This window comes from Lysinibacillus sp. NPDC093197 (assembly GCF_044754025.1).
Classification (GTDB): domain Bacteria; phylum Bacillota; class Bacilli; order Bacillales_A; family Planococcaceae; genus Lysinibacillus.
The window spans coordinates 775,201-797,731 of sequence record NZ_JBIVOH010000002.1 but is presented as its reverse complement, the minus strand read 5'-3'; the positions used below and the strand labels follow the sequence as shown (position 1 = coordinate 797,731).

The following is a 22,531-nucleotide window of genomic DNA, read 5'->3' as shown; positions in this document are numbered from 1 at the left end:
TATACGGGTTTTGGCCTTTTTTTCGTTTTGGCTAACCTATTATTCTCCTATTAATTATTAATTAATTGAATAATATAGCATAAAAAATGATGTCGGAATTCTGAAACATGCCAAAGTTTGGGTAAAAAGGTATATTCAAACGAGATACCTTTGTAGTATTATAAAAATATAGATATATAGTAACGATTTTAAATAATATAATAGACATTCATTTTTTCAATAAATTAGTAAAGGTTGTGAGGCTATGAAATTATATTTGAAGTTGGGTGCGATTATAGTAGGTTTAGTTGTGCTGTTAGCTTTATGGCTTCCGAATCTAATCATAGATCGTGCGCTAGCAAAAGGTGATGGCTCCACAATTGGAGGCGTTTTAGTAAAAGATTTAGAAGAGGATGCAATAGAGGTAGCTTTGCAAGAAGCTATTCGTGTTTGGCAAGATACGCCAATTACTGTAGAAGGTGCAGGTGTAACAACATCACTCGATCCAAAATTGTTAGTATTTGACGTCGCAAGTTCGGTGGCTGAATATCGCAATTTAACGGATAAGCCTTGGTTTGCCTTTTGGGAGGGAAAACGAACAGTTCATATTCCTTTACAAGTCATAGGGGACGAGCAACTGACAAAACAGCTTGAATCTATGGGGGTATGGGAGGCAGAAACAACTTTAAATGAAGTTATAGCGCAAGCATCTTATTTAAATAAACATAGCATTGAAGCAACCGTTGCAAATACGACTTCTATGGAAGCAGAGCGATTAGCATTATCAATCGAGCAAATACCGACAAATGCAAAAGGTGTTTTAGCACTAGTAAATACGTTAAATGACTACATTATCGCTCCGAATGAGCCGTTCTCCTTGATAAGCGTTATAGGAGAAAAGGCAGAGGAAGCCAATAGTGAAGGGTTAAATTTTGTAGCTTCTTTAATTTATCATACGGTACTGCAAACAGAATTTGAGATTTTAGAGCGCCATTCACAAGACAAAAAGATTGAGTATTTACAACAAGGTTTGGATGCAGCAGTCAATCGTGCATTAAATAAAGATTTGCAATTTATCAATGATGCCGATCAACCGAGTAAGTTAAAACTAATGATTGAAAACGACTCATTAAAAGTAGAATTATTAGCTCAAAACAAAGAAAAAGAAATTACCGTTCGTGTAAGTAAAGATAAAATCGTACAGCCGCGAATCATTACTCGCTATTCAAAAGATTTAGCCATTGGACAAGAAGAGATTATACAAAATGGACAAGAAGGTGTGCGAGTAGAAGTGTATCGATCGATAATGGAAAACGGTAGTTCTAGAGAAGAATTGGTGAGCCGTGATTACTACGCACCAATCAATAGAATTGTCGTTCAATCTTCAAGACAGCCTGCAGTAAGTGATGGTACAGGAGATACTTCAAATGATGCGGATTTACAGCTTGATTTAGATGGGGACGGATTAGCGGATTCGCCAGAACAACCTTCTAAAAATCCATCTACCAATAGTAACACTTCGAATACAAGTGGATCTTCAAATACAACATCGTCGAATGATCCGGAAATTGTTTATGGTTACTACGATAAAGGCGGTAATTTTGTACAAACAAGTCCGTAATGAGAGGAGCATATGCAAATGGCTGTAAGAACTGGGCGTAAGCGTTTAGGGGATTTACTTGTTGAATCGGGAGTTATTACGAATGAGCAGCTAGAGTATGCTCTTATGACTAAAACAAAAGAAGAAAAGTTAGGCGATTTTCTAATTAAAGAAAATATCTTAACAGAGCAACAATTAATTGAGGTGCTGGAGTTTCAATTAGGCATCCCACATATTCATTTAAATCAATACTCAATAAGCCCGGATTTACTTCAACTCGTTCCTGCGGAGCTAGCAAAACGTGCAAATATTATTCCGATTCGACGTGAGAAAAACAAGCTATTTATCGCGATGGCAGACCCGATGGATTATTTCGCAATCGAAGAAGTCCGCATGGCGACAGGCTGTCAAATCGAAACAAGTATAGCCGCAAAAGATGATTTATATCGAACACTTACGAAATATTATGATTTACAGGAATCAATGGAAGCGGCATTGCAAGATATTGGGGCAACTGCTGGAGAAACACAAGTAGAAATCGAACGTGAAGATTCACCGATTGTGCGACTCGTCAATCAAATTATTGCGAACGGTGTTGCGCAACGTGCGAGTGATATTCACTTTGACCCACAAGAAACGGATTTACGGGTTCGATATCGTGTAGACGGTGTGCTGAAAACTGAACGTTCTTTGCCTAAGCACATGCAAAGTATTGTACTTGCTCGTATTAAAATTATGGGCAACTTAAATATTACAGAAAATCGTATTCCACAAGATGGACGTATTAAAACAAATGTCAATTTCAAGCCAGTGGATATTCGACTTTCTACGCTACCAACTGTTTATGGAGAAAAAGTTGTCATGCGTATTTTGGATTTAAGCAATGTAGCGAATGCGATAGATCAGCTTGGCTTTACAGAGCGCAATGAAGCATTTTTCCGTAAAATGATTGCGCACCCGAATGGCATTATGCTCATTACTGGCCCTACTGGTTCAGGTAAGTCCTCTACATTGTACGCGGCTTTAAGTAACTTGAACGAAGAGGGCGTCAATATTATTACAGTAGAAGATCCTGTGGAGTATCAGCTCGATGGCATTAACCAAATTCAAGTGAAAGAAGAAGTTGGGTTAACATTTGCAACTGGATTACGCTCTATTTTGCGACAAGACCCAGATATAGTAATGATTGGGGAAATAAGAGATTTGGAAACTGCGCAAATTGCTGTGCGTGCCTCCTTAACAGGGCATCTAGTGTTAAGTACATTGCATACAAATAGTGCGGTGGAATCTATTTCTCGTTTGCAGGACATGGGGGTAGAGCCATTTTTACTATCTTCTTCATTAGTAGGTATTATGGCACAACGCTTAGTGCGTAAAGTATGTCGTGATTGTGGAGAAACCTATGCATTTACGAATCACGAACTAGAAATCATGCAGAAAAACGGCATTGAAGGGGTAACACATGGCAGACGTGGAAGGGGCTGTCCTTCATGCAATCAAACGGGGTATCGAGGGCGTATGGCCATCCATGAAATTTTACCAATCGATCGGACGATTAAAGATTTGATTTTAAATCGTAGTGGAGATAGTGCTATTCGCGACTATATGAAACAAGAAGGCTATTACACGTTACTAGTAGATGGATTGTTAAAAGTTGTTGAAGGACAAACGACTACTTCAGAAGTATTACGTGTAGCAAATGTAGACTAGGATGTGAACTGTATGATGACAACATCGAGAAATATAGAAGAGCTTTTAACACGTTCATTTGAGGAAAAGGCGTCAGACTTACATTTAACAAAGGGGATTCCACCTGTATATCGCATCCATGGTCAGTTGGAGCATTACGGGACTGAACCGCTTACTTCAGAAGAATTACAAACGATGGTGAAAGCTATTTTACCTGACCATAAACTCCAAGAATTTCATGATAAAGGTGAAACGGATTTTAACTATTCATTGCCCGGGAAATGTCGCTTTCGTGTAAACGCCTATCATCAGCGAAATGAAATGACAATCGCGGCACGTTTAATTGAAGCAAAAATTCCGTCCATTGAATCGTTAAATATGCCTCAGGTGTTGTATCAGCTAGCTGAAAAACCACAAGGACTTATTTTAGTAACAGGTCCAACAGGTTCTGGGAAATCGACGACACTAGCTGCGATGATTGACTACATTAATGAAACGAAAGCAAAGCATATTATTACACTTGAAGACCCAATTGAGTATTTACATACACATAAAAAGTCGGTCATCAATCAACGAGAAGTAGGTGTGGATACACAAAGCTTTGCCAATGGTTTACGTGCTGCGCTACGTCAGGACCCTGACATGATATTAGTCGGTGAGATGCGTGACTATGAAACGATTTCAACAGCCATTACAGCCGCTGAAACAGGTCACTTAGTGATGGCGACATTGCATACAAGTAGTGCACCAACGACGATTGATCGTATTATTGATGTCTTTCCACCACATCAGCAAGGTCAAATTCGTGTGCAGTTAGCGAATGTATTAGTAGGGATTATTTCACAGCGTTTATTTATTCGAAAAGATGCAAAGGGGCGAATTGCAGCAACGGAAATATTAGTACAGGCACCGTCTATTGCTAACTTAATCCGCAATGAAAAGGTACACCAAATCCCAAGTGTAATGCAGACAAGCCGTGCGCTTGGTATGCACACATTGGAGTCATCCATGCAGCAGCTAATTGCAATGGGGAAAATTTCGTTGGAGGATGCAAGACCATATATGAATGCGGGTGAGTATCAGTGACCGTTTTTCGCTACAGCGGACGTACTAAAACTGGTACACACAAAAAAGGAATTATTGATGCAGTCAATAAAAAGGCAGCACTCGAAAAATTACGCACGCAAGGCATTAATGCGCGAGAACTGGAAGAGTCGAAAAGTCTTTTGCATAAAGAATTAAATCTCGGCGGTAAAGTGAAGCATCAAGATTTCGTTATTTACTGCCGTCAATATGCAACACTCATTCGCGCTGGGGTGTCAATCGTTGAAGCAACACATATTTTAGGTGTGCAAACGAAAAGTAAGCCACTAAAAAAGGCTTTGGAGCAAGTAGAAGAGGACATCCGTAGCGGTACTTCATTTTCAGATGCTGCGGCAAAGCATCCAAAAGTTTTTCCAGTGATGTTCGTTAATATGATGCGTTCTGGAGAGGCGACAGGTAATGTAGATGACACTTTAGAGCGGCTAGCAGGTACGTTAGAAAAGCAATTTAAAATTAAGAAAAAAGTGCAATCGGCATTAACTTATCCAGCTATTTTATCGGTGCTGACAATAGCAGTAGGGATGTTTTTAATGATCTTTATCGTCCCAACATTTATGGCAACTTTTGAGGATATGGATTTAGAAATGCCACTATTAACGGTTATTGTTGTCAGCGTGTCAGATTGGTTAGTTAAATTTTGGTATATAGTGATTGGCATGTTCTTGTTAGCAGTCATCCTGTTTAGGTATTTTTATAACCATAATAAGCTCTTTCATTACAATGTAAATTATGTGTTATTACGAATCCCTGTATTTGGCGTTTTAATGCAAAAAAATGTAATTGCTCGGATGACAAGAACATTATCCTCCTTGTTTAGTAGTGCAGTGCCAATATTACATGCACTCACGATTGTTGAAAAAGTTGTAGGCAATCCAGTTGTAGGAAAGGTTGTTTTAGAGGCACGCGAAAATCTTGAAAAGGGTGGCACATTATCAGAGCCATTAGAAAAAAGCTGGCTATTTCCACCTTTAGTAACGCAAATGACATCGATCGGCGAAACAACAGGTTCGCTCGATTATATGTTAGAAAAAATAGCCGATTTCTATGAGGACGAAGTCGATCGCTCAGTCGATACATTAAAATCGTTAATCGAACCATTAATGATACTCGTTTTAGCAGGAGTAGTTGGTGTAATCGTAGCAGCAATCTTCCTACCGATGTTCGCACTCTATGAAAGTATGTAAACAATTGATGATTTAAAGGAGGTGATGTAGAAAATAACTAGCGTCGTTACGGGTGTACGTGTTTTCGCACTAATTATAAAAACATTATTAAAGGAGGAACACACCATGTTCAAAAAATTACTGAACAAAAAACTATTAAAAAACCAAAAAGGTTTAACACTTATTGAGTTACTAGCTGTAATCGTGATTTTAGCGATCGTAGCAGCCATTGCGATTCCTGCTATAGGGAATATTATTAACAATTCACGTGATAAAGCGACAGTGTCTGAAGCATTAAATTATATTTCTGGTGCTAAATTAGCGAAAATAGATGATGTTTGTGGAGAATCAGATAAAGCATGTACAGACAAGACAACAGATATTAATAAGTATATAGAGGGAATAGAAGGTACATTTACAATTCAATTAAATGGTAATAATTGGGAAATAACTTGGAGTGAATTAGAGATTAAAGATACTACAAAATATCCTTTTAACAAAACAGGTACATTTACAGAAACAGCATTAAAAAATAGTTTAGATAAATAGAATTAACCCTCCCAACTCACTCAGAAGCGTAGCCAATACTGCGCTTCTGGTTGGGAAATGGATGGTTAATGTTTAGACACTTCATTCAGTCAAAAGGAGGCATCTTTTCACATGTTTAAAAAGAAAAAAAATTCGCATGTGTCGATTGAAATTAAGGATTATGTTTTGCGTGCGCTTGTGGCAAAAGGTGCTGATCCATCGCAGTGGAAGGGCTATGAGTTGCCATTGGCGCAAGGAATAGTCGAAGGTTCAATAATCAATGATGAAATCGTATTGTTTGAGATGATGAAAAATCATGTTGCCAAATGGGCAGGCAAGAAGCAAAATGCTCGTATTTTTGTACCGGATACATCCGTGTTGCTAAAGAGCTTTGAGCATCCGCATAATGTTGAATCAAAAGAGTTAAAAAGCTACGCTGAAATGGAGCTTGGGCAAACGATTCATTTACCATTTCATGAGCCACTTATAGATGTTTATGATCCAACACCGAATGATGGACAAGCGATGTTATTTGCGGCTCCATCAGAAGAAGTAAATAAAACAATCGGGATGTTGCTCGATGCTTCGCTAGAACCGCAAGCTGCCGATATTCGAGCGTTATGTAATATTCGTCTATTAGAGCATATGCAATTACTAGAAATAGACAAAACATATTTAATAGCAGATTGGTCTATAAACGAATTGTCGATTAGTATTTATTCGTACGGTCAACTAGAGTTTTTACGCTATCAATCGTTTGAAACAAACTTAGCAAAATGGCAACCAAAAGAGCAGGAAGAGTTTAATTACTCTTTCCATTTAATAGATGATCAAGATAATTATCAATTGACACTAACGGATCAAATTCTTGAAATTGATCGTATTATGAACTTTTTTAAATTCTCGTTACATAAAGGTGAGAAAAGTGTAGATGATATTTTCCTTTTAGGTGATAATCCTTTATTGCCTACGATTACTGAGTTTCTAAGTAATAATTTCACGACGCCCATTACGGTGTTGAATGATGCCATGGTACAAAAATCATTCCCTCAATTTTCTGAGAAGTTTGCGAGTCTAATAGGGCTGGCTTTGAAGGAGGTACACTGATGGTACCTGAAATTAACCTCTTACCGAATTTAGAAAAACAGAAATCAGCACCAATACTCTTATATATATTAATTATTGTACTCGTTGGTATCGTTTTAGCATTCATGATAATCCAATATTTCCAGGCGAGAGGCGAGATTACGAAATTAAATGCACAGGAAATAGAGTTGACGTCACAGCAAGAGCAGCTACAAATAGAATTAGATGGTATACGAAATATGAATGCAGGGTCACTTGAGCAATCGGTTCAATTTGTCAATCATGTAGCTTACCCTGTGACACCATTAATAGATGAGACGCAAGCATTATTACCAGAGCAGACGTATTTACGGAATTATAAATTTGGTGAAACAAATATAGAAATTACCGCTGATTTTGAAACGATGTCAGCTATTTCAAACTATCTTGATAAACTAAACGTAAGCCCTTATTTCACTGATATTCAAGTTGGAACAATAGAAAATTTTGAGTTATCGATTGGGGAGCAGAGCGAAGTAAATTTGAAGGATAAATATCAGGAATTACCGCGTTATTCGGTAACCATTACGTTGGCAATTGATTTTATTTATTTGGCTGGAGGTAGAGAATCATGACAAGCAGCAAAAACTCAGCGATTCTTCTGCTTACCGCATTAGTCGCAGCATTGTTATTTGCACTCTATTACTACTTATTAACTCCTAAATTGGAAGAGGTAGAAGCGAAGGAACGAGACGTTAGTGCACTTCAACAAGAAATTGCATCAATTCAAGAGCAAATTGCTGCATTAGATATGGTACAGCAATCACATGGTGTAAGTGTGCTTTCTTTGCGAAAAAAAGTGCCTCAAACACGTGCCATTGAAGGCGTTATTCGAAATATCGAAGAAATAGAAGCAGTAACAGGAACACGGGTTGAAGCTGTAGAATTTAATAATTATGATTCACTCGTGATGGATTCTTCGATTATTGACCCAAACTCACCAGCAAATGAGGAGCAAGCGGTCACAGCACAACAACCTACTGAAAATAGCGAGCAAGCAGATAGTGAAGAAGGGGATAATGCATTACCAACGTCTACTATTGCTAAAGAATCATTACCAGCAGAATTGAAATTAGTGACGTTTAGTATTGATGTTGTTGCTATAGATACGAAGGCAATGCTTGAATTTTTAAAGGAAATTGAAAAAATTGAACGTGTGATGAAAATCGACACATTAGATATTACATTAACTGGGGAAGAGGCCGTATTCGAGGAGGATGCAGATTCATCCATTAAAGCTACCGTTCAGGTAACAACCTTCTATTATGAAGGAGAACAATGAAGTAAAGGCGCGCATACTCCAATGTATGGGCGCTATGTTAGTTTAGGAGGCAATAAAAATGGAAATGGCTTATACAATACTAGTATTTGTATTTGGACTAGTTTTTGGATCGTTTTTTAATGTTGTAGGCTTACGTGTGCCGCTAAAGGAGTCAATTGTTAAGCCGCCTTCTCATTGTACGAGCTGTCAAAGACAATTAACGGCAATTGATTTAGTGCCCGTTTTGTCCTATGTTTTTTTAGCAGGTAAATGTCGCAGCTGTGGACAAAAAATTTCGTGGATTTATCCACTAATGGAGTTGTTAACAGGTGTATTATTCGCCTTTTCATATTGGCAATTGGGCTTTAGTGAAGAGTTTATCGTAGCGATATTATTAATTTCATTATTAGTAATCCTTGTCGTATCGGACTTTGCATATATGCTTATTCCTGATAAAGTGCTTTTGTTTTTTTTGCCATTATTAGCTATTGGACGTATGCTATCGCCATTAACGCCTTGGTGGGATAGTATCGTAGGTGCCGTCGTTGGCTTTGGCATATTATATGGTATCGCTGTTGTATCACGTGGTGGTATGGGCGGTGGCGATATTAAATTATTCTTTTTACTTGGACTTGTACTTGGTACAATAAATACATTATTGACATTATTTGTAGCGGCGGTAATTGGTATGATTGTCGGGATAATCGTGCTCAAAGTACGGCAACAAGGTCGAAAAACGCCGATTCCTTTTGGACCATCCATTGCTTTAGCTGCAATTATCGTGTATTTCTATGGGGATGTCATAATTGATTGGTATGTAGGATTATGGTAAGGGGGTATATGGATGAAACCGATTATTGGTATTACAGCATTTGCAGAGGACGATTTATCGTCAAGATTGAATGTAGCCTATAGTAAAAGTGTCATTGAGGCTGGTGGCATTCCACTTATTATTCCACTAGGGGTAGAGGAAGATGTAGCACAAATTTTATCGTTGACGGACGGCTTATTATTATCTGGTGGTCATGATGTGCATCCATTTGAATTTGGAGCGGAGCCTCTACCGAAGCTAGGACAAATACATCCAGAACGAGATAAGGTGGAACTTGCCTTAATTCATGCGGCTTTTACAAGGAAAATGCCAATTTTGGGGATTTGCCGTGGCATGCAAATACTTAATGTTGCGTTAGGTGGAACTTTATACCAAGATATTGATAGCGAATATCATAGTAGTAAGCTGTTAAAGCATACGCAACAAGCAGCTCGGGGTGTTGCTACACATTATGTACAAATTACGCCAGATACGTTGTTAAAATCAATTATCGAGGAAGAAAAAATTGCTGTGAATTCATTTCACCATCAAGCTGTAAATGTATTAGCAGAGAAGCTAATCGTTGCAGCGAAATCGAGTGATGGTCTAGTTGAAGCGTTCGTGCACGAAGACTATCCGTTTTGTTTAGCAGTGCAGTGGCACCCAGAAGAACAAGCAGTTGTAGGGGATTTAGCTGCACAGAAGCTTTTTACAGCCTTTACTGAGGAGAGCTTAAAATATAAAAGAGAAGCATGAGTGCTTCTCTTTTTTGTTTGATAAGTATGAGAATGCATTAGTGTACACGGCGATATAAGCCGACTACTTGTCCTAAAATTGAAACTTGGTCTACAATAATCGGTTCCATTGTAGCGTTTTCTGGCTGTAAGCGGAAATGATTTTTTTCTTTGAAGAAGCGTTTAACTGTTGCTTCATCTTCTTCTGTCATTGCAACGACAATATCACCATTATCAGCTGTTGCTTTTTGCTTAACGATGACTAAATCACCATCAAAAATACCCGCCTCGATCATCGATTCACCCATGATTTCTAACATAAATAGTTGATCTTCACTTGTACCGTAAATATCAGGTAATGGGAAATATTCGTCGATATTTTCGATGGCAGTAATCGGTGATCCAGCTGTTACCTTACCAACAAGCGGTACATGGATGACGCTTTGCTTTTGAATTGAATCTTCTGGCTCTAAAATTTCAATGGCACGTGGCTTAGTAGGGTCTCGTCGAATAAAGCCCTTTTGCTCTAAACGAGCTAAATGTCCATGAACCGTTGAGCTTGATGCAAGTCCAACTGCTTCCCCAATCTCACGTACAGATGGCGGATACCCTTTTGCACGTACTTCTTCTTTGATAAACGCTAGTATATCCTCTTGTCTTTTCGAAACTTTTTTCATGATTGCTCACCTCTTTTTTTATATCATTCTTCTTACTATCTTCTTACTAGATAGTATAGCAGAATGCGAACACTTATGCAAACATAGGTTCGAAAAGTGTTTGACAAAAACGTCTGTTCGCTTTATCATAAGAACATACATTCCGAACAAACATTCTTAAAAGGGGATATGATGAATGAATTGGTTTAAAAAAAATACACATATTTCAATTTTATTAGGCGCATTTTTACTATTTGCAGGTTATCTTGTTATAACTGATCCTGGAGACATTACTTACACTGAAATTTATATCGAACATGGCGATAGCTTATGGTCGTTAGCTGAGCAATACCGTGGTAAAATGGGTATGGACGACTGGATAAAACTTGTGAAAGCCGAGAACGAATTACATAGCGTAAAAATAGTTGCTGGAAAATCACTCGTTATACCAGTAGTGGGTGACAATCAGACACCCACCAATTCAATTGAAATTGCGAGAAGTGAAAGATGATGAATAAACAACGAACGGCTGTAATTTACTGCCGTGTGAGCACCGAAAAAGAGACACAAAGTTCTTCATTGGAGCGTCAACAAGAAGAATTACTTCGTTATGCTAAGGAACAAAACTACGATGTGAAAAATGTTTTTTTGGATAAGCATAGTGGGTATGATGTTGAGCGCGAAGGATTACTTGAAATGCTCGATTATATTAAAGAAAAAGAGATACACGCATTATTTGTGCAAGATGAAACGCGTTTAGGGCGTGGTAATGCACGAATGGCTGTACTTCATTTATTGCAAAAAACGGAAACAGATGTTTTTTCCATGCGTGATGCAGGGCCTGTACAATTGAATGAGATGGATACGATGTTGCTCGAAATTTTAGCTATTGTTGAGGAATATCAACGTAAAATCCATAATGCGAAAATTCGTCGTGGTATGCGCCGTGCAGTAGAAAATGGCTATCGTCCTGAACATAACCTTTCCAATCGTGGTAATCCAAATGGTCAGGAGCGTAAGGAAGTGCCTATAGAAGAAATTGTGAAGCTACGAAATCGGGGCTTTACCTATGAGGAAATTGCTACGACACTAAGAGGTCTTGGCTTCGATGTAAGTAAGGCAACCGTACATAGGCGTTATCAAGAACATCAAGAAAGGTTAGCGGGCAATTAATTTGCCCTGCTAATCTTTTTTCATGTTTAAAAACACTCCTGATTGGAAAATAAGCTGTCCAAGTAGGTAGGAGGGCAAGATTAATTTCATGTTAAAGCTACCCATTCCTCTTGCAAAATAGCGTAATAGTATTCATCCCACCAACCGTCACCATATGGTATGCATTTTTTAAAAAATCCTTCACGTTGCATACCGATTTTTTCCATCACTCGGTAGGAGGCAATATTTTCAGGCTGGCATGTAGCGATAATTCTATGAAGCTTCATTTTCGTAAACCCGTAATCCAATAGGGCGTGCGCTGCTTCTGAAGCATAGCCTTGACGATAATATGCAGGATTCAACACCCATCCAATTTCATATGTATGTTCGCCAAAGTAGGGATGGAAAACTAGATGACCAATGACTTGTTGCTGATCATGTAAAACAATAGCAAAATGTTGTGCTTGCTCACCGCTATTATCTGTTATAAATTTTTGTACCTGTTCTACAGTTAAAACACCTTCTGGCATATAGTGCATCACCGATTTATCAGACATATAACTATAAACAGCTTGCAAATCTTGTTCTTCAAATTTTCGGATATGTAATCGTTGTGTTGTGATGTTCACCTTATTTCCTCCAATAAAGTATAAATTTTTTCCTTGTATAATTAGTTATACACGACTAACATCTGGAAGTCATGTAAATTATGGCTAAGAAGTGTTTTTAAGGGTTGGTATAACTGCATTTTAAGGGAAACCATGCTATACTTTGCATACTGAAGTGATAAAGGTATTGAAAGGTGTGTAACAATGTTATCAAAAGAAAAAATTAATCGAATTAATGAATTAGCAGCAAAAGCAAAAGCGGGCAACTTAACAGAGGAAGAAGCGAAAGAGCGTACTTCTCTTCGCAAAGAATATTTAGATACATTTAGAGCGTCAATGCGCGATACGATTGAAAATGTTAAAGTTGTCGATGAAGAAGGTAATGACGTTACACCTGAGAAGGTAAAACAAGCGAAAAAAAATAAATTTTTAAATTAATATGTCACATTTAATCCAGTACTAGAACATTTGGATTTTCTATTGTTATAGCTGGATAATATTCATCATTCAATTCTTACATTTTAAATGGCAAGTTACAAAATGATGATAAAGTATGACATAAATCTTAAATAGTATAACAAAAGCATTGTTTTCTAGGACAATGTTGACTAAACTGTAGTAGAACAATATATAGGACGAGAAAGGATGTCACAACATAATGACTCAACATGCGGATCAACTAGCGATTAATGCTATCCGAACATTGTCAATTGATGCAATTGAAAAAGCAAATTCAGGTCACCCAGGCTTACCGATGGGGGCAGCGCCAATGGCTTATACGCTTTGGACAAAACAACTTCGCCACAATCCGGCTAATCCAAAGTGGTATAACCGCGATCGTTTCGTACTTTCAGCAGGTCACGGCTCTATGCTTTTATATAGCCTACTTCACCTTGGAGGTTACGGCCTTCCAATGGAAGAAATTCAAAACTTCCGTCAATGGGATTCATTAACTCCAGGACATCCAGAATACGGTCATACTGTTGGAGTAGAGGCAACTACAGGTCCTCTTGGACAAGGTATTGCCATGTCAGTTGGTATGGCAATGGCAGAGAGTCATTTAGCTGCTACTTATAATAAACCAGGACATGATATTGTCGATCACTATACATTTGCACTTTGTGGCGATGGCGACTTAATGGAAGGTGTTGCAGCTGAAGCGATTTCATTAGCTGGTCACTTAAAACTTGAAAAATTAATCGTATTATACGATTCAAACGATATTTCATTAGATGGTGATTTAGAAAAATCATTCTCTGAAAACGTACAAAAACGCTTTGAGTCATATGGCTGGAACTATTTAAAAGTTGCTGATGGCACAGAAGTAGAAGCTGTTAACAAAGCAATCGAGGAAGCGAAAAAATCTACTGGCAAGCCAACACTTATTGAAGTGAAAACAGTAATTGGTTTCGGTTCTCCAAACAAGTCAGGTAAATCTGATTCTCACGGTGCTCCACTAGGTACTGATGAAGTTGTATTAACAAAAGCAGCATACGAATGGGCGCATGAACCATTCCAAATTCCTGCTGAAGTATATGATACGTTCAATGCAGCTGCTGAAGTGCAAGGTGCACAATCAGAAGCGGCTTGGAATACGAAATTTGAAGCATACAAAGCTGAGTTCCCTGAATTAGCAACTCAATTCGAAAATGCTATGAATGGTAAGTTACCAGAAGATTTTGCAGCAGAATTGCCAGTATATGAAGCAGGTAAATCTGTAGCAACACGTTCTTCTTCAGGTGATGCTATTAATGCGATTGCGAAGAAAACTCCATCATTCTTTGGTGGTTCAGCTGACCTTGCAGGCTCGAACAAAACGACGATGAAAGGCGCAGGCGATTTCTCAGCAGACGATTATGCTGGTCGCAATATTTGGTTCGGTGTGCGTGAATTTGCAATGGGCGCAGCAATGAACGGTATGGCTCTTCACGGTGGTCTAAACGTCTTTGGTGGTACATTCTTCGTATTCTCAGATTACGTACGTCCGGCTGTTCGTCTTTCTGCATTAATGGGTCTTCCTGTAACATATGTATTCACACATGACTCAATCGCTGTAGGGGAAGATGGCCCAACACATGAACCTATCGAACATTTAGCTTCATTACGTGCAATGCCAAATCTTTCTGTTGTACGTCCAGCAGATGCAAATGAATCTGCAGTTGCATGGGAGCTTGCTGTATCTTCTGAAAACACACCAACTGTATTAGTATTATCTCGTCAAAACTTACCAGTGCTTGACGCGTCAATTGAAACAGTTCGCGAAGGTGTTACAAAAGGTGCTTACACTGTATCACCTGCTTCTAAAGAAGTAGCAGATGCAATTATAATTGCAACAGGTTCTGAAGTTTCACTTGCTATCGAAGCACAAAAAGCATTAAAAGCTGATGGTATGGATGTAGCAGTTGTGTCAATGCCGTCAATGGATCGCTTCGAAAAACAAGATGCAGCTTATAAAGAATCAGTTCTTCCAAAAGCTGTGACTAAACGTCTTGCAATCGAAATGGGTGCATCATTCGGTTGGCATAAATACACTGGCTTTGAAGGAGACGTTCTTGCTATCGACAAGTTCGGCGCTTCTGCACCAGGTGAATTAGTAATGGAAAAATACGGTTTCACAGTAGAAAATGTTGTAACGAAAGTAAAAGCGCTATAAGATTTGGCTATAATACAAAATACCGCAACGCTCTAATTGAGCGCTGCGGTATTTTTTTGAGTAATTTATGAGTAATCGCCGATATAAGGGCATGAATCGCCGATAGCACGAGGGAAATCGCCGATAGAACGTGGCGAATCGCCGATAAAACTCAGAGAATCGCCAATGAAACAGCACAAATCGCAGGTAATCTCGTGACACTCATAATATTACTTGGCCAATCCATTTTGGAAGGCGTAGACGACGGCTTGTGTACGATCTTGAACATCTAATTTGGCTAAAATATTGCTGACATGGGTTTTCACAGTTTTTAATGCGATGTATAAGTCGTCGGCAATTTCTTGATTTGCTTTGCCCTTTGCCATTAATAGAAGCACTTCCATTTCCCGGTCAGTTAATTGTTCATACAGTGGTGTGTTCGAACCGTAGCGCATACGGTGCATCATTTTAGTTGTGACTTCTGGCTCCAAAACGGTTTCCCCACCGATTGTTTTACGGATGGCGTCAGCAATTTGCTTAGCGTTGGATGTTTTTAAAATATAGCTGACCGCGCCAGCCTCCAAAGCCGGATATACTTTGTCATCATCTAAAAAGCTTGTGACCATCATAATTTTCGCTTCTGGCCAGGCTTCTAATATTTTGGCAGTCGCTTCTGCTCCTGTCATTACAGGCATGACATTGTCCATTAAAATAATATGGGGGCGAAGGGCGAGGGCACGTTCTACAGCCTCTGCACCATTTTCTGCTTCACCAACAACGGTAATATCAGGCTGTGCTGACAAGTAGGCAGATACGCCAATTCTGACCATCTCGTGGTCATCCACTATTAATACTTGTATCAACTTCAACAACCTCCTTCTGTAGGGGAACTTTTACCTCTACAATTGTACCTTCTCCAGGAACAGAAACAATTTTATACGTACAGCCAATTTCAACCGCTCGCTCGGCTATATTTTGTAGTCCATAGGAAGTCGATTTATCAGCTTCCACATCAAAGCCGAGGCCATTATCCTGAATACGTAATATCGCTAAACCATCTCGAGCAACAAGAAGTAGTTCAACCTCAGTTGCTTTAGAATGACGCAACGTATTTGATAAAGCTTCTTGCGCAATGCGGAACAAATGATCTTCCTCTGCCTTCGATAAAGACATTTCCTCTAGCTCATATTCAATATGAAAATATACTTTTTGTTGAAGCTCGATAATTAATTCCTCTAAGCCTTGGGCGAGTGTTTTATTGTGCAGTGCAACAGGACGTAAATGTAATAATAATGCCCGCATTTCAAGCTGTGCCTGCTGTACAATTTTTTCTACTTGCTTTAAGCTTTTAGCATTTTCATCGCTTTCTGTTAGAGCAGAAAGTAACATGGAAGCGGCAAATAATTGCTGTGAAACGGAGTCATGCAGTTCACGTGCAAGACGTTGACGTTCGGCAATAATGCGCTCTTGGATGACTTTATCATTCGCTTCCGCGCGTTCATTGGAAAGTCGCTGTAAACTTTTTCGCTGTGTATCGATTAGCTCGCTCGTTTGAACAAGTGCTTTTTTCAACGGTTTCGGTAATGCCTGTTTTTTTGGAAGAACGAAATCTGGCTCGATTAATTCCTTCACAAAGCGAGTAGCTTGTGCCTCTCGCGCTCGAGCTGTCATACTAATCCAGCATGAAATGATGAAACTAAGAGCAAACAGACTTATTAAAATTACGCCACCTAGCGGCATATTATCATAATTTTGTTGCCATAAAGGTTGCCAAACTTTTTCATTTGGTTCGCCCCAGACAGCAAAGAGAAGGCCGAATGCTGCACCAATTAATATGAAAAATAAAGTAAATACTCTTGAAAGAAATGCAATCATTTACGTAGCACCTCCAAATCTCCTAGCCATGTAGCAACGTGTATAACGAGGGTACGCTTTGCATCTTCATGGTTGCCATCTGAGAACACAATGCTTTCATTCAGGAGCCGCTGTGGACCGCCTTGTAGACACGTAAATTCACCAAATAACGTCGTGTAGTGTAATCGAAATGGAATTTCATAAGGAACATATATTTGCACTTTGCCAATTCCTTGTCGTATTGTAACTAGACTTGGGCCAGCAGGTAAAATCGTTTGGGTTGTATCGATTGTAATGTCACCAGCAAGACGTTGGATTTGTACATCTTGCCATTTATAGGCATCGACAGGTGCAGGTATTGTACCAAATAGTTCATTTTTATTTGCTGGAAGCTTTTCGAATTCTAATGTAACGATTTTCGGTTCATTTTCTCGTTGTAAGTATTGATAGAGCATGTATAAGAGCAAAATAACGATAAATAGGCGCAAACTCCACATCGTAAAGAGGGAGATGGCGATAAAGAAAATTCCAGTCCATTTTAAAAATCGTATGTTTTTCGAAAAGCTTAAATAGAGCAATACAGCTCCAATTATTAAACAAAAAGCGCCACCATTATTGAAAATTGTGAGCTCTACAAAAACGAGTAAAAAGAAGCATAGTACCCAAAATGTAAGTTTATTTGTTGTAAAGTTTTGCAAGAGGGTCACCCTTCTTTCTACTAAATTTATTTCTGAGGAATGTCAGATTCCTAGTAATGAGCTTCTACCATCGTTTTGATGGCGTTTGGTATTATAGCAGCATCAAGTGCATTCGGATAATGGGCAGAGTGCTCTAATGTGATAAATTGTTTACCGTTTGGTGCATCTATAAATTCATAGTATTGTTGTGCTAATTCATAATTAGTCTGTTTATCGTATTTACCTTGAATAAAATATACAGGGACATCGATACGCTTTACAGACTCAAAAAAATCTGTCTTAATGATTTCTTTTTTTAGTTCGGTGCTTTTGATAAGGCTAAATTGTGGACCTGAAATAAATGATTTATATAAATCCTGTAGTGAGTAATCAGGGGAAGTAAACGCCCCTTTTATTAAATTAATGACATTCACTTTTTTTATTGTATTATCATAATAATTCATGCCTTTATATTGATTGATAAGATCGCTAAATCGATCTTCATCTTCTGCAAAATACGGTCCTTCTCCTAAAGTCTCTAATACTTGGAGTGTCTTCTTATCATCATTAGCAATAGCTTCACCCTTTAACCAATTATAACCAAGTTCTTGCCCTTTACTACTGCTCGTTAATTGTGCTATGCCCATATAGGCATGAATTTTCTCTGGATAGTTGGCTACTAATTGAGTTCCAATCACTGTACCAAAAGATTGACCAATGACAAATATTTTTTCTTGATGATAAGTTTCTCTAATATAATCAACGATAACATTCGCATCATCTGTGAATTGACTAAGGTTCATTGTAGAAATAGATAAATCTTTAGTATAACTTTTACCTGAACCCCTTTGATCATAATACACAGCAACACAATGATCGGTTATTTCCGGAAACAATGTTCGAGCGCTTACGCCATATGGGAACGGCGAGCCTGGTCCACCATGTAAAAATAAACAAAATGGTTTGTTCTTATCTTTACCTTCAATTAATAGAAACTGTTTGTCTCCATTTACATTTAATTCTTTAAGCTCACTAATGCCACCATTGGCGTTTAGATCACTACTTTTTTGTTGAATGTGTTGTTGTGCGATAAAACGATAACTAAATAATAGGATTGTTAGAAACATAAGTATAAGAAAAGCAAAAATACATATAGTAATCAATAGATTAAACCGTTTCCTTCTTTTATTATTTTTCATCGATCATTATCCTTTATCTCTTTTTATTCCCCCTATACTCAAAGAAATGGGATGCTTCAATAATTGAGGCATCCCTTATTTCTTTCCATTATAACATGTTATTTCTTTTCAATGAGTAGAGGTGAAGTAGCTTCGGCTGTATTTTTTTCAAGCGCTGCAAGGCGTGCCTCAAAAGTTGTTACTTCGTGATCTTTGTCGATACGGTAAGCAAGCTTATCGATATAAGATTCTAAATCCTCGAAATTCGCCTTGTTGTTGTTGGCAAGCATGCCGTCCATTTGATGGTGTGCACGTGTGACATTTTCTTTCCCCATTAACTGTAATTGACGAACTTTCATATCTTTAATTTTGTGCTTCATTGTTTCAAATTTACGCTCTAGCTCAAAGTATTCTTGCGTGCTCGCTTCAATACTTGATTGCAACGTATGATTGCGAGTTGTATAAGCTGCTACTTCGTCAGAAGCGAAATCGATTAAGTCTTGTTCGCCACTACCTAATGCTAATTGAAGTTGCGCTTCACGTTTAGCTAGTAATTCGGCATTTTGTTTTAGCTCAAGTTCCATTTTTTCTTTTAGCTTGCCTTGACGTTCTAATAATTTGCCTGTTTGTTCTGTTTGCTTCTCTGCTTCGCGAATATATTGATTTAACATGGCGATAGGATTTTTTTGTTCCTTTTTATCAAATACTTGATGTAAATCTGCCTCAATTGTGTATCTAAAACGTTGGAATAAGTTCATTTTTAATTCGCTCCTTTTATTTTGTTAAATTTGACCATTCTTTTTCAAAGTTTGTAAACGGATCTTCTTCTTTCGCTTCCACTGTTGGGATTTTAACGTCTTCGCCATTCCATTTTTTGTAGATAACATAAATAATGGCGATTGCTGCAAGACCAATCATTGCTGGAATATTAGAAACAGCTGAAAGCACACCAATTAGACCAACTGTAAACCAAATGATTTTTGCAAATGTCGATTTACTGCCAATGTAGAAGTGCATGCCTAGTGCAACGAGTACACCTGAAAATAATAAACCTGTAATTGGACCAATTAATGCAAGTGCGACACATGCTGCAATAATACCTCCAGTTAATAAAAGAAATTTTTTCATTTGTTTTAGCTCCTTTCGTTTGTACCTTTATGTTACCTGTTTGAAAGATCATCTAAAACGGACTGGAAATGGATTTTCATCTAGGTCTTGAGGCTGAGCATTATTTTATAAGCTGAAACTAGAAGCTTTTCGACAAAAATAGAAGATGGTTCCCTCCTTCGTTTGACAAATTAACATGTTCCAATCAGCTATACTTACGTTAAAGAAACTGAGCGAAGGGGGATTTCTGGTGAGAACCTATTCCATATATAAAATAAAAGAAGAGCATTTAACGTTTATTTTCGGTAGAGAGCGTAAGTTATTAGAAATGATGCAGGGCTGTGAAGATGCCAATGAGAAATCCTTAAAAGAACTCGCGTATATATGTGAAACTGTCCGCTTCGATGAAATTGCTGCAATGCTAGAAGCACAGCTAGATTCCAAATATGCTCATTTAGAAAGAGCGCGGAATGCTTTATTTTTAGAACATCCGATAAAAGGAAAGATGGCGATTTATTTAGTAGATCGTAAAATCTGTGTCTATTGTGAAGGGTCGCGAATGCTTGATTTGGATTTATTTCAAATGCTAGCAAAAATGAGTGAGCGTTTTATTGCCTTTAATAAACAAGATAATGAGTGTGGTTGGTTAAAGCCGATGAAGTATACAATGCACTAGGAATTTTCACTATAATATATAGTAACACGCTACTATTTGGTGTATAATGGAGCGTGGAGAGTTTTTTTCTCGGTATATTGTAGTGGAGGAGGTTGGTTGTATGCCTACATGGGGCTGGATTATTATTGTAATTATCGCATTAGCAGCTGGCGCAGCACTTGGTTTCTATTTTGCACGTCAAGCTATGATGAAATATTTAAAAGAAAACCCACCAATTAACGAACAAATGATTCGAATGATGATGGCACAAATGGGTCGTACGCCGTCTGAAAAGCAAGTACGCCAAATGATGACTCAAATGAATAAATTCCAGAAATAATTGGAGTTTTTAAGGAGCAGCTGGTTTTGTAAACCGGTTGCTTTTTTCGTTGTTAAAATTACTCTGCACATGTGCATTCATAAGCAGTAGCGGTTTACCGAAGTTTGATAAATATTGAAAAACAAAACAATCGAGTAATCGAAATTTTAGAAGAAATTAGAGATAGGAAATAGAGGGCAAATATGGATGTTAAATGATAGTTTATGGATGAAACAATTGAATATAGAGGGAAGGTCTTTTAAAGTAATGCATAAAAAAACGTGCTTAGATGCGAGGAAAGAATGGATTCATCTAAGCACGTATTCATATTAAGCTTTCGACAATGTTTCCTAAATGCAATGAACATGCAGTAAATTGATTTCCGTACCAAGAAATGTTTGAAAGGAGAATAATGATTGGTGTAATAACGTAGGTGGGATATCTTTCATAATAAAGACAATATGTGAAACCTTTGTATTTTCTGGCCATTCACTTAAATGGATAGGAGGGCGAATAATATGCTGTACACCATTTAAGATGATCGGCCCTGCTTCACCGACATCGAGTATTCCTTTGACGCGCAGTATGTTTTCTCCTTTTGCATATAGTAATAAGCTAAGCCATACACCGAAACTATTCCAATTTAACGGTTGCAAAAATGCAAAAGAAATTGAATGAATATGCGATGTATTGTTGTGAGGAGGTAGCTGATAGTTGCTAGGTAGACGATTGTTATAAAGTTTCCTTTCAACATTTAAAATAGATGGGTTCACATTGCCATTTTCAACATGAAAAATTTTACATGTTGGGTTAATTCTTATTATTTCTGCACAAATCAAATCAAGTTCTTCTGTCGTTACTATATCTACTTTCGTTAGCGCAACGATATCAGCTGCCGAGATTTGCTTGACTGTTTCTTCATGATTTTTTATTTGCATAGCGCCATTTTTAGCATCGACGGTTGTTATTATCCCATCAATAACAAAACGATGTTGTAAAAGGGGATTTGTCATGATGGTAAATAAAATCGGAGCGGGGTCAGCTAAGCCAGTTGTTTCGATAATAATACGATCAAAATCAATTTCACCCTGTTCAGAACTAAATAACAAGTTTTTTAGTTCTTCCTCTAAATCTTCACGCGCATGACAACAAATACAACCGCCTTGTAGTAAGGTCGTTTTTTCTTCTGCTTGTCTTAGTAAATGATGATCTAAGCCGATTTTGCCAAACTCATTGACTATAATCGCAATGTTTTCAGTTAGTTGATGATGCGTTAATAAGCTTTGAAGCAGTGTTGTTTTACCGCTACCTAAGCTACCAGTTAAAATCGTAATCGCTTTTTTTCTAGATGGCATATACTTTCACTCAATTCGCTATCGTTATTTTTTCCATTACGTCCGCGCTCAGTGGATCAATAGCGTAGCTGTTAAGCTTTTCTACTTCAGCCCATAAAGTCCCTAAATCATGGATGATTGATGTATTCCCTTTGAAATCGCTAAGAATAAATTTACTGCCATTCCATTCAGTAAGTTTTAATTGATATAAAACTAAAATTTTGTTGATGAATTGAACGCGCTCAATTCTCGATTGCTGTCTAGAACGTTGTAAGTCACCAACAATAATTTCAGATGTAGCATCTTCTTTAAACTCTGTCCAATGTACGTTCGCAATGAAATCACCACAAAAAATACACATAGGA

Annotated in this window: 26 protein-coding genes; 16 read left to right on the top strand and 10 right to left on the bottom strand. The window is 37.9% G+C overall.

Features of this window, described 5'->3' with window-relative positions; genetic code table 11:
• Positions 1-244: 244 nt before the first annotated feature.
• From ACIP9G_RS09825 to ACIP9G_RS09780, 10 genes are all read left to right on the top strand, one after another.
• Positions 245-1,600, top strand: coding sequence for a VanW family protein (locus ACIP9G_RS09825; protein ID WP_401019007.1), 1,356 nt, complete (start codon positions 245-247; stop codon positions 1,598-1,600).
• A gap of 18 nt (positions 1,601-1,618) precedes the next feature.
• Entirely contained in the window at positions 1,619-3,289 is a 1,671-nt protein-coding gene (locus ACIP9G_RS09820) for a GspE/PulE family protein (protein ID WP_401019006.1), read from the top strand.
• A 15-nt stretch (positions 3,290-3,304) separates the two neighbouring features.
• Complete coding sequence (locus ACIP9G_RS09815) at positions 3,305-4,354, top strand: type IV pilus twitching motility protein PilT (protein WP_340826511.1); 1,050 nt, start codon at positions 3,305-3,307, stop codon at positions 4,352-4,354.
• Complete coding sequence (locus ACIP9G_RS09810; protein WP_401019005.1) at positions 4,351-5,556, top strand: type II secretion system F family protein; 1,206 nt, start codon at positions 4,351-4,353, stop codon at positions 5,554-5,556. The genes ACIP9G_RS09815 and ACIP9G_RS09810 overlap by 4 nt, the downstream gene beginning before the upstream one ends.
• Positions 5,557-5,661: 105 nt before the next feature.
• The gene (locus ACIP9G_RS09805) at positions 5,662-6,084 is read left to right on the top strand and encodes a prepilin-type N-terminal cleavage/methylation domain-containing protein (protein WP_401019004.1); all 423 of its coding nucleotides are present in this window, start codon (positions 5,662-5,664) and stop codon (positions 6,082-6,084) included.
• A gap of 111 nt (positions 6,085-6,195) precedes the next feature.
• On the top strand, positions 6,196-7,170 hold the full coding sequence (pilM, locus tag ACIP9G_RS09800) for a type IV pilus biogenesis protein PilM (protein ID WP_401019002.1): 975 nt from the start codon (positions 6,196-6,198) through the stop codon (positions 7,168-7,170).
• Positions 7,170-7,763 (top strand): PilN domain-containing protein, encoded by a 594-nt coding sequence (locus ACIP9G_RS09795; protein WP_401019001.1) that lies wholly within the window; start codon positions 7,170-7,172, stop codon positions 7,761-7,763. The genes pilM and ACIP9G_RS09795 overlap by 1 nt, the downstream gene beginning before the upstream one ends.
• The gene (locus tag ACIP9G_RS09790) at positions 7,760-8,470 is read left to right on the top strand and encodes a potassium transporter (RefSeq protein ID WP_401018999.1); all 711 of its coding nucleotides are present in this window, start codon (positions 7,760-7,762) and stop codon (positions 8,468-8,470) included. The genes ACIP9G_RS09795 and ACIP9G_RS09790 overlap by 4 nt, the downstream gene beginning before the upstream one ends.
• 58 nt (positions 8,471-8,528) lie before the next feature.
• A complete protein-coding gene (locus tag ACIP9G_RS09785; protein ID WP_401018998.1) occupies positions 8,529-9,281 on the top strand; it encodes a prepilin peptidase in 753 nt (250 codons plus the stop codon).
• 12 nt (positions 9,282-9,293) lie between these two features.
• Positions 9,294-10,016 (top strand): gamma-glutamyl-gamma-aminobutyrate hydrolase family protein, encoded by a 723-nt coding sequence (locus ACIP9G_RS09780; protein ID WP_340825583.1) that lies wholly within the window; start codon positions 9,294-9,296, stop codon positions 10,014-10,016.
• Between the two features lie 37 nt (positions 10,017-10,053).
• Here the strand turns inward: ACIP9G_RS09780 and lexA are convergent, their stop codons facing one another.
• Positions 10,054-10,671, bottom strand: coding sequence for a transcriptional repressor LexA (lexA, locus tag ACIP9G_RS09775; RefSeq protein ID WP_024361531.1), 618 nt, complete (start codon positions 10,669-10,671; stop codon positions 10,054-10,056).
• A gap of 175 nt (positions 10,672-10,846) precedes the next feature.
• Here lexA and yneA point away from each other — a divergent pair, with 175 nt between their 5' ends.
• Together yneA and ACIP9G_RS09765 are read left to right on the top strand one after the other, a co-directional pair.
• Positions 10,847-11,161 carry a cell division suppressor protein YneA gene (gene yneA / locus ACIP9G_RS09770; RefSeq protein WP_340825581.1) on the top strand — a complete coding sequence of 105 codons (315 nt, stop codon included), beginning with the start codon at positions 10,847-10,849 and terminating at the stop codon, positions 11,159-11,161.
• The gene (locus ACIP9G_RS09765) at positions 11,158-11,823 is read left to right on the top strand and encodes a YneB family resolvase-like protein (RefSeq protein WP_340825580.1); all 666 of its coding nucleotides are present in this window, start codon (positions 11,158-11,160) and stop codon (positions 11,821-11,823) included. The genes yneA and ACIP9G_RS09765 overlap by 4 nt, the downstream gene beginning before the upstream one ends.
• Positions 11,824-11,909: 86 nt before the next feature.
• On the opposite strand, the gene ACIP9G_RS09760 is transcribed toward ACIP9G_RS09765, so the two are convergent.
• Positions 11,910-12,431, bottom strand: coding sequence for a GNAT family N-acetyltransferase (locus ACIP9G_RS09760; protein WP_401018997.1), 522 nt, complete (start codon positions 12,429-12,431; stop codon positions 11,910-11,912).
• Between the two features lie 183 nt (positions 12,432-12,614).
• On the opposite strand from ACIP9G_RS09760, the gene ACIP9G_RS09755 reads away from it, so the two are divergent.
• Positions 12,615-12,848 carry a DUF896 domain-containing protein gene (locus ACIP9G_RS09755; protein WP_340825578.1) on the top strand — a complete coding sequence of 78 codons (234 nt, stop codon included), beginning with the start codon at positions 12,615-12,617 and terminating at the stop codon, positions 12,846-12,848.
• 220 nt (positions 12,849-13,068) lie between these two features.
• Positions 13,069-15,063: a transketolase gene (gene tkt / locus ACIP9G_RS09750; protein WP_401018995.1), complete on the top strand. Its 1,995-nt coding sequence runs from the start codon at positions 13,069-13,071 to the stop codon at positions 15,061-15,063.
• 209 nt (positions 15,064-15,272) lie between these two features.
• Here tkt and ACIP9G_RS09745 read toward each other — a convergent pair whose 3' ends face one another.
• The 6 genes from ACIP9G_RS09745 to ACIP9G_RS09720 all read right to left on the bottom strand — a co-directional run bounded on the left by ACIP9G_RS09745 (position 15,273) and on the right by ACIP9G_RS09720 (position 19,879).
• On the bottom strand, positions 15,273-15,905 hold the full coding sequence (locus ACIP9G_RS09745; protein ID WP_340825576.1) for a response regulator transcription factor: 633 nt from the start codon (positions 15,903-15,905) through the stop codon (positions 15,273-15,275).
• Positions 15,880-16,917, bottom strand: a complete 1,038-nt coding sequence (locus ACIP9G_RS09740) for a sensor histidine kinase (RefSeq protein ID WP_340825575.1) — start codon at positions 16,915-16,917, stop codon at positions 15,880-15,882. The genes ACIP9G_RS09745 and ACIP9G_RS09740 overlap by 26 nt, the downstream gene beginning before the upstream one ends.
• A complete protein-coding gene (gene liaF, locus ACIP9G_RS09735) occupies positions 16,914-17,603 on the bottom strand; it encodes a cell wall-active antibiotics response protein LiaF (RefSeq protein WP_340825574.1) in 690 nt (229 codons plus the stop codon). Before liaF ends, ACIP9G_RS09740 begins: the two co-directional genes overlap by 4 nt.
• A 41-nt stretch (positions 17,604-17,644) precedes the next feature.
• The gene (locus ACIP9G_RS09730; protein ID WP_401018993.1) at positions 17,645-18,772 is read right to left on the bottom strand and encodes an alpha/beta fold hydrolase; all 1,128 of its coding nucleotides are present in this window, start codon (positions 18,770-18,772) and stop codon (positions 17,645-17,647) included.
• Positions 18,773-18,870: 98 nt separating this feature from the next.
• Positions 18,871-19,509, bottom strand: a complete 639-nt coding sequence (locus ACIP9G_RS09725) for a PspA/IM30 family protein (protein WP_340825572.1) — start codon at positions 19,507-19,509, stop codon at positions 18,871-18,873.
• A gap of 16 nt (positions 19,510-19,525) precedes the next feature.
• A complete protein-coding gene (locus ACIP9G_RS09720) occupies positions 19,526-19,879 on the bottom strand; it encodes a lmo0954 family membrane protein (RefSeq protein WP_173478237.1) in 354 nt (117 codons plus the stop codon).
• Positions 19,880-20,108: 229 nt separating this feature from the next.
• On the opposite strand from ACIP9G_RS09720, the gene sirA reads away from it, so the two are divergent.
• Positions 20,109-20,534, top strand: a complete 426-nt coding sequence (gene sirA / locus ACIP9G_RS09715) for a sporulation inhibitor of replication protein SirA (protein ID WP_173478238.1) — start codon at positions 20,109-20,111, stop codon at positions 20,532-20,534.
• Positions 20,535-20,634: 100 nt separating this feature from the next.
• On the top strand, positions 20,635-20,853 hold the full coding sequence (locus ACIP9G_RS09710) for a YneF family protein (protein WP_024361518.1): 219 nt from the start codon (positions 20,635-20,637) through the stop codon (positions 20,851-20,853).
• A 329-nt stretch (positions 20,854-21,182) separates the two neighbouring features.
• Here ACIP9G_RS09710 and ACIP9G_RS09705 read toward each other — a convergent pair whose 3' ends face one another.
• Both ACIP9G_RS09705 and ACIP9G_RS09700 read right to left on the bottom strand, forming a co-directional pair.
• Positions 21,183-22,187 carry a CobW family GTP-binding protein gene (locus ACIP9G_RS09705; RefSeq protein ID WP_401018992.1) on the bottom strand — a complete coding sequence of 335 codons (1,005 nt, stop codon included), beginning with the start codon at positions 22,185-22,187 and terminating at the stop codon, positions 21,183-21,185.
• A gap of 10 nt (positions 22,188-22,197) precedes the next feature.
• Positions 22,198-22,527, bottom strand: a complete 330-nt coding sequence (locus ACIP9G_RS09700; RefSeq protein WP_401018991.1) for a hypothetical protein — start codon at positions 22,525-22,527, stop codon at positions 22,198-22,200.
• Positions 22,528-22,531: the final 4 nt, after the last annotated feature.

Bases quoted from the DNA above. Each gene is read 5' to 3' on its own strand.
- ACIP9G_RS09825 (WP_401019007.1), top strand. From the start codon at position 245: ATGAAATTATATTTGAAGTTGGGTGCGATTATAGTAGGTTTAGTTGTG.
- ACIP9G_RS09820 (WP_401019006.1), top strand. From the start codon at position 1,619: ATGGCTGTAAGAACTGGGCGTAAGCGTTTAGGGGATTTACTTGTTGAA.
- ACIP9G_RS09815 (WP_340826511.1), top strand. From the start codon at position 3,305: ATGACAACATCGAGAAATATAGAAGAGCTTTTAACACGTTCATTTGAG.
- ACIP9G_RS09805 (WP_401019004.1), top strand. From the start codon at position 5,662: ATGTTCAAAAAATTACTGAACAAAAAACTATTAAAAAACCAAAAAGGT.
- pilM (WP_401019002.1), top strand. From the start codon at position 6,196: ATGTTTAAAAAGAAAAAAAATTCGCATGTGTCGATTGAAATTAAGGAT.
- ACIP9G_RS09795 (WP_401019001.1), top strand. From the start codon at position 7,170: ATGGTACCTGAAATTAACCTCTTACCGAATTTAGAAAAACAGAAATCA.
- ACIP9G_RS09790 (WP_401018999.1), top strand. From the start codon at position 7,760: ATGACAAGCAGCAAAAACTCAGCGATTCTTCTGCTTACCGCATTAGTC.
- ACIP9G_RS09785 (WP_401018998.1), top strand. From the start codon at position 8,529: ATGGAAATGGCTTATACAATACTAGTATTTGTATTTGGACTAGTTTTT.
- ACIP9G_RS09780 (WP_340825583.1), top strand. From the start codon at position 9,294: ATGAAACCGATTATTGGTATTACAGCATTTGCAGAGGACGATTTATCG.
- lexA (WP_024361531.1), bottom strand. From the start codon at position 10,671: ATGAAAAAAGTTTCGAAAAGACAAGAGGATATACTAGCGTTTATCAAA.
- yneA (WP_340825581.1), top strand. From the start codon at position 10,847: ATGAATTGGTTTAAAAAAAATACACATATTTCAATTTTATTAGGCGCA.
- ACIP9G_RS09765 (WP_340825580.1), top strand. From the start codon at position 11,158: ATGATGAATAAACAACGAACGGCTGTAATTTACTGCCGTGTGAGCACC.
- ACIP9G_RS09755 (WP_340825578.1), top strand. From the start codon at position 12,615: ATGTTATCAAAAGAAAAAATTAATCGAATTAATGAATTAGCAGCAAAA.
- tkt (WP_401018995.1), top strand. From the start codon at position 13,069: ATGACTCAACATGCGGATCAACTAGCGATTAATGCTATCCGAACATTG.
- ACIP9G_RS09740 (WP_340825575.1), bottom strand. From the start codon at position 16,917: ATGATTGCATTTCTTTCAAGAGTATTTACTTTATTTTTCATATTAATT.
- ACIP9G_RS09730 (WP_401018993.1), bottom strand. From the start codon at position 18,772: ATGAAAAATAATAAAAGAAGGAAACGGTTTAATCTATTGATTACTATA.
- ACIP9G_RS09725 (WP_340825572.1), bottom strand. From the start codon at position 19,509: ATGAACTTATTCCAACGTTTTAGATACACAATTGAGGCAGATTTACAT.
- ACIP9G_RS09720 (WP_173478237.1), bottom strand. From the start codon at position 19,879: ATGAAAAAATTTCTTTTATTAACTGGAGGTATTATTGCAGCATGTGTC.
- ACIP9G_RS09710 (WP_024361518.1), top strand. From the start codon at position 20,635: ATGCCTACATGGGGCTGGATTATTATTGTAATTATCGCATTAGCAGCT.
- ACIP9G_RS09705 (WP_401018992.1), bottom strand. From the start codon at position 22,187: ATGCCATCTAGAAAAAAAGCGATTACGATTTTAACTGGTAGCTTAGGT.
- ACIP9G_RS09700 (WP_401018991.1), bottom strand. From the start codon at position 22,527: ATGTGTATTTTTTGTGGTGATTTCATTGCGAACGTACATTGGACAGAG.